Source organism: Scandinavium lactucae (genome assembly GCF_033843265.1).
In the GTDB taxonomy this organism is placed as follows: Bacteria; Pseudomonadota; Gammaproteobacteria; order Enterobacterales; family Enterobacteriaceae; genus Scandinavium; species Scandinavium lactucae.
Map to the genome: position 1 here is coordinate 17,993 of NZ_JAWXRD010000039.1, position 11,894 is coordinate 29,886.

Here is an 11,894-nt window from a genome sequence, read left to right on the forward strand (position 1 = left end):
ATTTTTATACCGCCGGGCGAACGCCCAGGGTATGACAGATGGCGTAGCTCATTTCCGCGCGGTTCAGGGTGTAGAAATGGAAATCTTTCACGCCTTCGCGGCTGAGAATTTTCACCATGTCCATCGCGATATTCGCCCCCACCAACTTGCGAGTTTCGGCGTCGTCGTCCAGCCCCTCAAACATTTTTGCCATCCAGGTTGGGATACGCACGTTAGTCATGTCGGCAAATTTCTTCGCCTGTTTGAAGTTAGACACCGGCAGAATGCCCGGAATAATTTCCACGTCGATGCCGGTTGACGCACAGCGATCGCGAAAACGCAGGTAGCTTTCCACATCAAAGAAGAACTGGGTAATCGCGCGGTTGGCTCCCGCGTCCACTTTGCGTTTCAGGTTGAGTAAATCTGCCTGGGCGCTTTTCGCTTCCGGATGGACTTCCGGATACGCTGCCACAGAAATATCAAAATCGCCGACCTCTTTCAGCAGGCCGACTAAATCCGCCGCATACATATCTGGCTTACCGCTCCCCGGCGGCAGGTCGCCGCGCAGCGCGACGATGTGACGAATGCCGTTGTTCCAGTAGTCCTGGGCGATGGTACGCAGTTCGTCTCGGGTCGCGTCGATACAGGTTAAGTGCGGCGCAGCTTCCAGCCCGGTGCGGTCTTTGATGCCTTTGATAATGCTGTGCGTACGGTCACGCTCGCCGGAGTTGGCCCCGTAGGTCACGGAAACAAATTTCGGCTTCAGGCTGCTCAGGCGATCGATAGAGGCCCACAGGGTCTGCTCCATTTCACTGGTGCGCGGCGGGAAAAACTCAAAGGAAACATTAATCTGGCCTTGTACTTCCGCCAGGCTCTGATTCAGGGCTTCCCGCTGGTTGGCGTGAAAAAAGCTCATACCTTACCTCTTCAATCGCATGTCGTTATATGTTGTGTTATGAGGCATCTATACGTTTAGACGTCCAGAAGTCAAAAATGACTGAAAAGCGAAGTGCCGTCAACTAAAAAAAATAGAGAAGGGGTGAGGATTGCTCAGCGAGGATGAAAATAATTCATGATCTGTTGGGGAAGAGACGGCGGCCCTCTCCCGAAGAGAGGGCCGTTTACTGCTACAGCAGCTGAGCCAGACGGTTGATGTCCGACTGAATGGCCCCGGCGGTCACGTCGCGACCAGCACCAGGACCACGAATAACTAACGGGTTATCGCGATACCAACGGCTTTCGATAGCAAAGACGTTATCGCAGGGCAGCAGCGCCGCCAGCGGGTGCTCAGGACGTACCGCTTCCACACCCACACGGGCTTTACCGTTGGCATCGAAACGCGCCACGTAACGCAGAACCAGCCCCATTTCACGCGCGGCTTCGAGACGCTGGACCATCTGCTCATTAAGCTCTTCACCGTTTTCAAAGAAGTGATCGATAGACCCCTCTTCACAGTGCGAAGGCACCAGCGATTCCACACGCACCTGGTCAGGCTCAATGTCGTATCCCGCTTCACGGGCGAGGATCACCAGCTTGCGCATCACGTCTTTCCCGGACAGGTCAACGCGAGGATCGGGTTCCGTCAGGCCCTGCTGCCACGCCTGATCTACCAGTTCAGTAAACGGTACCGTGCCATCAAACTGCAGGAATAGCCACGACAGCGTACCGGAGAAAATACCGCTGATCGCCAGAATAGAATCACCACTTTCACGCAGATCGCGAACGGTGAAGTTCACCGGCAGACCCGCCCCGACGGTGGCGTTGTACAGCCAGTGACGGCCCGTTTTCTCAAACGCGTCATGAATTTGACGGTATTTGTCACTGGGGCTGGCCCCGGCCAGTTTGTTGGCGCTGATCACGTGGAAACCGTGACTGGCGAAATCCAGATACTGCTCGGCGAGTTGAGCACTGGCGGTGACATCGAGCACCACTAAGTCGTCGTATGGGTGCGCACGCATCCACAGGAATAGCGACTCTTCGTCCTGCTCGACCGCCTCATCATTAAAGAAAGCTAACGCCCGGCTTGCATCCAGCCCTTCGTAATTCAGCAGGCTGCGACGGCTATCTACCACGCCCGCCAGCAAAAATTCAAACCCGGTGCGCGCCGAGAGCGTGCTTTGCTCGCGGGAAAACAGCTCCAGCCAACGCGAACCGATATTCCCTTTACCAAACAACACCAGACCGATGCGTTTTTCCGCGCGAAACAGAGACTGATGCAGACCCTGGATCAGACTTTCCGTTGGGCCGGTACGCAGCACCGCCACCAGGCTGATGCCTTCTTCAGACTGCCAGGTAAACTCGACCGGCTGGCCTTTCAACTGCTGCCAGAAGCGGTGGCAGTGTAGCGGGTTACGGGTGACACCTGCCCCGACCATCGCAATCAGCGCCAGGCCCTGACGCAGACGCAGTTCGCCCGGCAGGCCTGCTTCATCCAACAGTTTCAGCGCGCTATCGACCACTTCTGCGGTGTAGCAGAATTGCAGCAGATGGCGGTCGGTATGCACCCCGACGGCCAGCGGTCGCACCTGCGCACGCTTGAGAACCAGATCGATTTCTTTGTGTGCCAGCTTGAAGTCCTGGCTGGTCGGCACCTGGAACTCAATCAGGCAGACGTCGTCATGGCTGGTAACAATACGTGCCCCGGTCCCGGAGGCCAGCACGCGCTCAATGCGGGTTGAGCCTTGATCGGGGGTGTAGCTGCACCGCAGCTGTAAATCGATATCGCTGCCGGACACCGGCTGTAGCGTACGGGCGTGCAGCACCGGTGCCGCCAGACGGGCCAGTTCGCTGGCCTCGTCCAGACGCAGCAGCGGCAGCAGACACGCGTCTTTTACCTTGCGCGGATCGGCGCTGTAGACCCCTGCCACGTCGCTCCAGATGGTCACGCGGGACACACCCGCCAGCGCACCAATTTGGGTGGCGGAATAGTCAGAGCCGTTGCGGCCCAACAGCACCGTATGACCCGCAGTATCGCGGCTGATAAACCCGGTAACCACCAGACGTTTGTTAGGATGCTGCGCCAGCAATTGCTGAAGAAGCGGGAAAGAGAGGCCTTCATCGACCTGCGGTTGGGCCGCACGCTCGGCGCGCAAGAACGTACGGGCGTCGAGCCAGGCGGCATCCAGACCTTGTTGTTGCAGCACCGCAGCCATCAAACGTGCAGACCATACTTCACCGTGGCCCACCACTTCGGCATACACCACGTCGTTAATACCACCGTCGAGGAGCGCGGCCAGACGTTCAAGATCGTGAATAAATTCGGCGATCATGCTGTCGGCCACCTCTGCAGAGAGCAAACCGGTCATCAATTCAATCTGATAACGGCGCAGCGCCTGCTGAACCTGATGCGCAGAGAGCCTGTCAGTCTGGCTGAGTTTCAGCCAGCTGATCAGCTGGTTGGTGGTGCTACCGGCGGCGGAAACGACCATCATGTCGTCTGGCTGCGAGTGCTCAGCCATAATACCTGCTACGCGCAAGTAACATTTCACATCCGCCAGACTACTGCCACCAAACTTGTGCAGTTGACGACCTTTCGTCCCTGCCTGCGCTATCACACTCATGTTTATCCCTCGTTTGCTGCCCGGAACCCATTTTCCAGGTCGGCAATTAAATCGTCACTGTCTTCTATGCCGGTCGAAATACGCAGCAGCGTTTCTGAGATGCCCGCCGCCGCGCGTGCTTCTGGTGCCATGCCCGCGTGGGTCATGGTCGCCGCGTGGGAAATCAGACTTTCCACCCCGCCCAGGGACTCTGCCAGCGTGAACAACGACAGCCCGCCCAGGAAGCGACGCAGCGTATTTTCATCGCCATCCAGTTCGAAACTGAGCATCGCGCCAAACCCTTTCTGCTGACGAGCAGCAATTTCGTGTCCCTGGTTCTCCGGCAGAGAAGGATGATACAGCTTTTTCACCCGCGGTTGCTGCTTCAGGAACTCAACAATTGCCGTCGCATTGCGCTGCGCCACTTCCATACGCGGCGAAAGCGTACGCAGACCGCGCAGCAGCAGGTAGCTGTCAAACGCGCTGCCGGTGACGCCGATGTTGTTCGCCCACCAAGCCAACTCGGTCAGGGTGTCTGGATCTTTGGCAATCACCACGCCCGCCACCACATCGGAGTGTCCGTTGAGGTATTTGGTGCAGGAGTGCAGCACCAGGTCCGCGCCCAACGCCAGCGGGTTTTGCAAGGCCGGGCTGAGGAAGGTGTTATCGACGACGCTCACCGCGCCAGCATCCCGCGCCAGCTCACAGATTTTCGCAATATCCACCACGCGCAACAACGGGTTGCTTGGGCTTTCCACTAATACCAGCTTTGGTTTTTCCGCCAGTGCCGCGTTGAGTGCCTGTTCATCATTCTGATCGACAAACAGCACGCGATAACAGCCGCGTTTCGCCAGGCTATCGAACAAACGATAGCTGCCGCCGTAGCAGTCATGCGGGGCCACCAGCAGATCGCCCGGTTTCAGGAAGACAGTGGTCACCAGATGGATGGCCGACATGCCGGTATTGGTCAGAACGGCACCCGCGCCGCCTTCCAGTTCCGCCAGCGCACGCTGCACGACGTCACGCGTCGGGTTGCCGCGACGGGAATAATCGTGGGCGCGTGGTTCGTTAAATCCGGTGAAGTTATAGGTACTGGAGAGGTGAATCGGGGGGACAACGCAGCCATATTGCTCGTCATCATTTAACCCGCTACGCACTGCGATAGTGGCTTGTTTACGCGTCATGGTGAATCGTTCCTGGCTTCATCGGTGAAAAGTCAGGCTTCAGAGTAACCACTGCCACAATAGACGTCAATACATCTGGACATCTAAACTTCTTTGCGTATAGATTGAGCAATCGGGAAATAGCCGTTAAAATTATATGCATTAGCGCACATACACAGAGGCTTTGCTGGTGTCATGGTCACACCTCTGGGGTAAACTGTGCAGGATTATGGTTTGGGCAGCGCGCCCTGGCCTTTTATTAATGATTAGAGGATGAGAGTCTCATGGCTGAATGGAGCGGCGAATATATCAGCCCCTACGCTGAGCACGGTAAGAAGAGTGAGCAGGTCAAAAAAATTACGGTGTCCATTCCTCTGAAGGTGCTGAAGATCCTCACCGATGAACGCACCCGTCGCCAGGTGAACAACCTGCGCCACGCCACCAACAGCGAACTGTTGTGTGAAGCGTTCCTGCATGCATTTACCGGTCAACCGCTGCCGAACGATGAAGATCTGCGTAAAGAACGCAGTGATGAGATCCCGGAAGAAGCGAAGATTATTATGCGTGAACTGGGGATTGACCCGGATACGTGGGAATACTGACAGATAAATGGGCAGGATTTCTCCTGCCCATTTCAATTCAGCTAAATATTCAGGAAATCATATCCTGCAACGATCAATATCAACTAAAAGTTTAGAAATTATATCCAATACCGGTACGATAACGCGTTTGACGATCGTCAGTGGTGGCCGTGTTATACCCGGATGAAACATTACCGACTTCAACAAATGGAACCCATTGACCGAACTTATACGCAACACGGAAATTATATTCATAATCACGCTTGGTGTTATTGTATAAATTCTCTTCCTCGGCAAATTTATAAATCCCGTTGACTTCAAACATCCAGTTTTCGACATTATATCCAAGCCACGCTTCCGGGCGCTGTACGCTGCGGTCATCGCGACCCTCGGCGTTACGGCGAGTATACTCATAGCGATAGCGGAAAGCCGTCCACCAGCTGTCATTGATGTTGTACTGAACGCGAATATAAGGTTTGTAAATGGCCTGATTTTCATCGGTTTCCACCACAAAGCCTGGCTGCCATATCAGCTGATTCCAGATAAACTGATAGCTTGCGGTGTACTCTGTGCCGTTAGTTTCGAGGTTATTATAGGGCTTATCCGCCTGCGCATCATCGGACCGCGAGATAGCTTCGACCGCCACACCAAAGCCGGTTTCAAAGCGGTGTGACATATACACACGATCGTAGTTTCGACCATCATCATAATATTCATGACGGTAATCAACATAGCCAGCATGGGCTGCGCAGGATATTAACGGAACCAGTATTAACACACGTGATAACTTCATAAAAATCCCTCTCGAAGTAATTGAAAATAAAATACCTCAGGCTTTCAATGTCCAGCTAAGAAAACCAGTCCATGAAAAACGCAGCCAGAATATGTATGCAGTGAAAAAGTGACAGGAGTATATTAACGAGAGGGAGTTAAAAACCTTTTCAATTCTGCCACCCGATAACGAAAAACGGCAAAATAGGCGATATCCAAAAGCGCAAACACGCATTTAAGAAATAAAACAATACAAAAAAGAAACGGCATTCCGTTTTTATTGACTAATCGTTCTGATAATTTAGAGGCAACGCCAAGAAGGGCAGATACAAAAAAGGCGCCTTTCGGCGCCTTTTTCTCGGGATGCTTATTTAGCGCCCGGGATGCTGAAACGCTTGTTGAAGCGGTCAACACGACCACCGGTAGCAACGTCACGCTGCTTACCAGTGTAGAACGGGTGGCATTTGCCGCACACGTCCAGGTTCAGATCGTGACCAACGGTAGAACGGATGGTCATCACGTTACCGCAAGAACAGTTTGCAGTAACTTCTGCGTAATTTGGGTGAATACCTTTTTTCATGGGAAACCTCAGTGAAGGCCACGCCGCTCTTCCAGCCCTAACGCCAGACACCGCGTGAAGTTAATAGTATAGGCCTTTTGATACCACAAATGCGCATCAAAGGCGGCGAATCATACAGAATTTAACCAGGGGTTGCAAACTGATCCGCTCATCGCCTTAGTGTAATGTGTATACTAACGCGCTCCTTTTCAAGTCAGGAAGATTCGATGCCCGTCGCACACGTTGCCCTGCCCGTTCCACTGCCACGCACCTTTGACTATCTGTTGCCCGAAGGCATCAACGCTCAGGCCGGATGTCGCGTGCGCGTGCCGTTCGGCAAGCAGCAGGAGCGCGTGGGGATTGTGGTCTCCGTCAGCGATAACAGCGAGCTACCGCTGTCCGACCTGAAAAGCGTGGTGGAAGTGCTGGATGATGAACCGGTCTACTCGTCTGCCGTCTGGCGCATGCTGCAATGGGCGGCGGAGTATTATCATCATCCGATTGGCGATGTCATGTTTCACGCCTTGCCGATTCTGCTGCGTCAGGGGAAACCCGCCAGCGCTGCGCCGCTGTGGTACTGGTTTGCGACGGAACAGGGTCAGGCGGTGGATATCCACACCCTCAAGCGTTCCGCGAAGCAGCAACAGGCCTTAGCCGCGCTGCGGCAGGGCAAAATCTGGCGTCATCAGGTGGCTGAACTCGAGTTTAACGATGCCGCCCTGCAAGCGTTACGTAAAAAAGGCTACTGCGATTTAGCCAGTGAGGTAGCTGATATTTCAGACTGGCGCAACGGCTACGCGGTCACCGGCGAGCGTCTGCGCCTTAATACTGAGCAGGCCACCGCGGTCGGCGCTATCCACAGCGCATCGGATAAATTTTCTGCGTGGCTACTGGCGGGCGTTACCGGCTCGGGTAAAACGGAAGTCTATTTGAGCGTGCTGGAAAATGTACTGGCGCAGGGCAAGCAAGCGCTGGTGATGGTGCCGGAGATCGGCCTGACGCCGCAGACTATTGCCCGTTTTCGTGAACGTTTTAATGCCCCGGTCGAAGTGTTGCACTCCCAATTGAACGATAGCGAACGTCTGTCGGCCTGGCTGAAAGCGAAGAACGGCGAAGCCGGGATCGTGATTGGCACCCGCTCTTCCTTATTTACCCCGTTCAAAAATCTCGGGGTGATCGTCATCGACGAAGAGCATGACAGCTCCTACAAACAGCAGGAAGGCTGGCGCTATCACGCCCGCGACCTGGCGGTCTGGCGCGCGCATAATGAGCAAATTCCGATTATTCTCGGTTCAGCCACACCGGCGCTGGAAACGCTGCACAACGTGCGTCAGGGCAAATATCATCAGCTCAAGCTGACCAAACGTGCCGGAAACGCGCGTCCGGCGAACCAGCACGTACTGGATTTGAAGAGTCAGCAATTGCAGGCCGGGCTTTCTCCGGCGTTGATTAGCCGGATGCGCCAGCATCTGCAGGCCGATAATCAGGTCATCTTATTCCTTAATCGACGCGGATATGCCCCCACGCTGCTGTGCCATGAATGCGGCTGGATTGCGGAATGCCCGCGCTGCGACAGCTATTACACCCTGCATCAGACCCATCGCCACCTGCGCTGCCACCATTGCGACAGCCAGCGCCCGATTCCACGCCAGTGTCCATCCTGCGGCTCGACCCATCTGGTGCCGGTAGGGTTAGGCACCGAACAGCTGGAAGAAGTGCTGACCCCGCTGTTTGCCAATGTACCGATTTCGCGGATTGACCGGGATACCACCAGCCGCAAAGGCGCGCTGGAGCAATATCTGGCGGAAGTGCATCGCGGCGGGGCGAGAATTCTTATTGGCACTCAGATGCTGGCGAAAGGCCACCACTTTCCGGATGTGACATTGGTGGCGCTGCTGGACGTGGACGGCGCGTTGTTCTCAGCCGATTTCCGTTCCGCCGAGCGGTTCGCGCAGCTGTACACCCAGGTGTCAGGCCGTGCGGGCCGCGCCGGAAAGCAGGGCGAAGTGATTTTGCAAACCCATCACCCGGAACATCCGCTGCTGCAAACCCTGCTGCATCAGGGCTATGACGCCTTTGCCCAGCAGGCGCTGGCGGAGCGTCAGACGCTGCAGCTGCCGCCGTGGACCAGCCATGTGCTGATTCGCGCGGAAGATCACAATAATCAGGAAGCCCCGCTGTTTTTGCAGCAGCTGCGTAACCTGATTCAGGCCAGTCCGTTGGTGGATGACAAACTGTGGCTACTCGGCCCGGTGCCTGCGCTGGCCCCCAAACGCGGTGGCCGCTGGCGCTGGCAAATTGTGCTGCAACACCCGTCACGCCTGCGTTTACAGCATATTGTCAGCGGGGCGATGGCGTTAATTAATACCCTGCCCGCTTCACGAAAAGTGAAATGGGTGCTCGATGTGGACCCGATCGAAGGCTAACCCTTTGTGCTGCGAGACAGATCGAAAAATTCAGCATCCGTCACAATTTTCATGAAATTTCTGTAACTCTCCTGACTTACTCTCTGATAAAAAAGAGACTGTTGTCAGAGACAGTGGAAGTCTCTGCCCCCGTCAGCGAGGAGAACCCAGGTGAAGTCCAAAAATGAGGTTGTTTCGGCAACCATGAAGGATGTCGCCCAGAAAGCGAATGTCTCTACGGCAACCGTTTCCCGGGCATTGATGAATCCCGACAAAGTGTCACAGGCCACCCGCAATAAGGTGGAAAAAGCCGCGCTGGAGGTGGGTTATTTTCCTCAGGCGATGGGCCGGAACATGAAGCGCAACGAGTCGAGAACCATCCTGGTGATTGTGCCGGACATCTGCGACCCCTTCTTCAGTGAAATTATCCGTGGTATCGAAATCACCGCGGCTGAGCAGGGATATCTGGTGCTGATTGGCGACTGCGCGCATCAGAATCAGCAGGAAAAAACCTTCATCGACCTCATTATCACCAAACAAATCGACGGCATGCTGCTGCTGGGTTCGCGCCTGCCGTTTGACGCCAGCATTGAAGAGCAACGGAATTTGCCGCCAATGGTCATGGCCAACGAATTTGCGCCTGAGCTTGAACTGCCGACGGTTCACATTGATAACCTGACCGCCTCGTTTAATGCGGTGAATTTCCTGTACGAGCTGGGGCATCAGCGCATCGGCTGTATTGCCGGGCCGGAAGAGATGCCGCTGTGCCATTATCGTTTACAGGGTTACGTGCAGGCGCTCAGGCGCTGCGGGATTACCGTTGACCCGCACTATATCGCGCGGGGCAACTTCACTTACGAAGCCGGGGCTAATGCACTCGAACAACTGCTGGCGCTGCCACAGCCACCGACGGCGGTCTTCTGCCATAGCGATATCATGGCGCTGGGCGCTCTATCGCTGGCGAAACGTCGTGGCCTGAAAGTGCCGGACGATCTGTCGATTATCGGCTTCGATAACATTTCCCTGTCTGAATTTTGTGATCCACCGCTGACCACCGTTTCGCAGCCGCGTTTTGCTATCGGCCGCGAAGCCATGCTGCTGTTGCTCGATCAGCTGAGCGGTCAGAATGTGAGCAGCGGTTCCCGCCTGCTCGACTGTGAACTGGTGATTCGCGGTAGTACCACAAAAAATAAGCCTTAAACTAAATGGCTTTCAGACTAGCGCTTCTGGTCAAAGCCCCGCCGCTTAAGTAACATGGCGGGCTGACGAACGAATAAATACAGCGAAACGACAGTGGCACAACGAGATTATGTAAGCCGCAGCAAACCTGCTGCTTCGCGGCGAAAAAAGAGTCCCTCGCGGAACTCACGGAAAAAACAAAGTAGCCTTCCTGCTGTCTCACCAGCCATGGTCGCTATTGCAGCGGCTGTGTTGGTTGCCTTCATCGGCGGCCTGTACTTCATCACCCATCACAAGAAAGAAGAAGCGGAAGCCCTCCAGGGCCGTCAGGCGACGGGTAATGGCCTGCCGCCGAAGCCGGAAGAACGCTGGCGTTACATTAAAGAACTGGAAAGCCGGCAGCCAGGCGTGCGTGCGCCAACGGAGCCGTCTGCGGGTGGCGAAGTGAAGAATGCCAACCAGCTGACCGATGAGCAGCGCCAGCTGTTAGCACAGATGCAGGCCGATATGCGCCAGCAACCGACGCAGCTGACCGAAGTGCCGTGGAACGAACAAACTCCGGAACAGCGTCAGCAAACGCTGCAACGTCAGCGTCTGCAACAGCAGGCGCAGCAGCAACAGCAGTGGTCGCAAACCCAGCCGGTTCAGGCCCCGCGCACGCAGCCTCGCGTGAGCGAACAGCCGCAGACTCGCACGGCGCAGAGCCAACCGCGTCAGACACAAACACAGCCGAAGCAAAGCACACAGCCGTATCAGGATCTGCTGCAAACGCCGACGCATACCACCGCCAGCCAGCCGAAAACGCAGCAGGCCGCCCCGGTGACGCGTGAACCGGAACCCGCAAAACAGACCGCTGAGAAAAAAGACGAACGTCGTTGGATGATTCAGTGCGGTTCGTTTAAAGGTGCCGATCAGGCGGAAACCGTTCGTGCGCAGCTGGCGTTTGAAGGTTTTGACTCTCGCATCACCACCAATAATGGCTGGAATCGCGTGGTCATTGGCCCGGTGAAAGGCAAAGATAACGCCGATGGCACTATCTCCCGTCTGAAGATTGCCGGCCACGCAAACTGCATTCGTCTCGCCTCTGGGGGTTGAAACCCCCAAAATCCCCCCCATTTATAAATGCATTCTGCCCCGTACAACGTGCGGGGCCTGTATTCTGTACACCCAGGGGGTCCTCTCGTGACAACAATAGTTAGTGTTCGCCGTAACGGTCATGTCGTTATCGCCGGTGATGGTCAGGCCACGCTTGGCAACACCGTCATGAAAGGCAACGTGAAAAAAGTACGCCGTCTGTATAACGACAAAGTGATCGCCGGTTTTGCGGGCGGCACTGCGGACGCCTTCACGCTGTTTGAACTGTTCGAGCGTAAACTGGAAATGCATCAGGGGCATCTGGTAAAAGCCGCGGTGGAGCTCGCCAAAGACTGGCGTACCGACCGCATGCTGCGCAAGCTCGAAGCGCTGCTGGCCGTTGCCGACGAAAATGCCTCGCTTATCATCACCGGTAACGGCGATGTGGTGCAGCCTGAAAACGATTTGATTGCCATTGGCTCCGGCGGCCCGTATGCCCAAGCCGCCGCCCGTGCGCTGCTGGAAAACACCGAGCTCGGCGCGCGTGAAATTGCGGAAAAAGCGTTGGGGATCGCAGGCGATATCTGCATCTACACCAACCACTTCCACACCATCGAAGAATTACCTTCTAAAGCGTAAGGATC

At 55.5% G+C, this 11,894-nt stretch carries 11 protein-coding genes; 5 read left to right on the plus strand and 6 right to left on the minus strand.

Translation table 11 applies throughout. The features are described 5' to 3' along the window. Window positions 1-4 precede the first annotated feature (4 nt). The 3 genes from metF to metB form a co-directional block, all read right to left on the minus strand. Entirely contained in the window at window positions 5-895 is an 891-nt protein-coding gene (gene metF / locus SIK69_RS17220) for a methylenetetrahydrofolate reductase (RefSeq protein WP_319629564.1), read from the minus strand. A gap of 211 nt (window positions 896-1,106) precedes the next feature. After that, a complete protein-coding gene (locus tag SIK69_RS17225) occupies window positions 1,107-3,539 on the minus strand; it encodes a bifunctional aspartate kinase/homoserine dehydrogenase II (protein WP_319786628.1) in 2,433 nt (810 codons plus the stop codon). A 2-nt stretch (window positions 3,540-3,541) separates the two neighbouring features. Then, window positions 3,542-4,702, minus strand: a complete 1,161-nt coding sequence (gene metB, locus SIK69_RS17230) for a cystathionine gamma-synthase (RefSeq protein WP_319786629.1) — start codon at window positions 4,700-4,702, stop codon at window positions 3,542-3,544. A gap of 263 nt (window positions 4,703-4,965) precedes the next feature. Between metB and metJ the strand changes: the two genes are divergently transcribed. After that, the gene (gene metJ / locus SIK69_RS17235) at window positions 4,966-5,283 is read left to right on the plus strand and encodes a met regulon transcriptional regulator MetJ (RefSeq protein ID WP_012133855.1); all 318 of its coding nucleotides are present in this window, start codon (window positions 4,966-4,968) and stop codon (window positions 5,281-5,283) included. A gap of 91 nt (window positions 5,284-5,374) precedes the next feature. On the opposite strand, the gene SIK69_RS17240 is transcribed toward metJ, so the two are convergent. The 3 genes from SIK69_RS17240 to rpmE all read right to left on the minus strand — a co-directional run bounded on the left by SIK69_RS17240 (window position 5,375) and on the right by rpmE (window position 6,613). Then, entirely contained in the window at window positions 5,375-6,055 is a 681-nt protein-coding gene (locus SIK69_RS17240) for an oligogalacturonate-specific porin KdgM family protein (RefSeq protein ID WP_319629567.1), read from the minus strand. A gap of 122 nt (window positions 6,056-6,177) precedes the next feature. Continuing rightward, window positions 6,178-6,444 (minus strand): hypothetical protein, encoded by a 267-nt coding sequence (locus SIK69_RS17245; RefSeq protein ID WP_319786630.1) that lies wholly within the window; start codon window positions 6,442-6,444, stop codon window positions 6,178-6,180. Further along, window positions 6,401-6,613 carry a 50S ribosomal protein L31 gene (gene rpmE, locus SIK69_RS17250; RefSeq protein WP_319629568.1) on the minus strand — a complete coding sequence of 71 codons (213 nt, stop codon included), beginning with the start codon at window positions 6,611-6,613 and terminating at the stop codon, window positions 6,401-6,403. The genes SIK69_RS17245 and rpmE overlap by 44 nt, the downstream gene beginning before the upstream one ends. A 206-nt stretch (window positions 6,614-6,819) precedes the next feature. On the opposite strand from rpmE, the gene priA reads away from it, so the two are divergent. The 4 genes from priA (at window position 6,820) to hslV (ending at window position 11,889) form a co-directional block, all read left to right on the plus strand. Further along, window positions 6,820-9,018 carry a primosomal protein N' gene (priA, locus tag SIK69_RS17255; RefSeq protein ID WP_319786631.1) on the plus strand — a complete coding sequence of 733 codons (2,199 nt, stop codon included), beginning with the start codon at window positions 6,820-6,822 and terminating at the stop codon, window positions 9,016-9,018. A 150-nt stretch (window positions 9,019-9,168) separates the two neighbouring features. Further along, window positions 9,169-10,197 carry a DNA-binding transcriptional regulator CytR gene (cytR, locus tag SIK69_RS17260; protein WP_319786632.1) on the plus strand — a complete coding sequence of 343 codons (1,029 nt, stop codon included), beginning with the start codon at window positions 9,169-9,171 and terminating at the stop codon, window positions 10,195-10,197. 93 nt (window positions 10,198-10,290) lie between these two features. Then, the gene (ftsN, locus tag SIK69_RS17265; RefSeq protein ID WP_319786633.1) at window positions 10,291-11,271 is read left to right on the plus strand and encodes a cell division protein FtsN; all 981 of its coding nucleotides are present in this window, start codon (window positions 10,291-10,293) and stop codon (window positions 11,269-11,271) included. Between the two features lie 87 nt (window positions 11,272-11,358). Beyond that, window positions 11,359-11,889, plus strand: coding sequence for an ATP-dependent protease subunit HslV (hslV, locus tag SIK69_RS17270; RefSeq protein ID WP_319629572.1), 531 nt, complete (start codon window positions 11,359-11,361; stop codon window positions 11,887-11,889). Window positions 11,890-11,894: the final 5 nt, after the last annotated feature.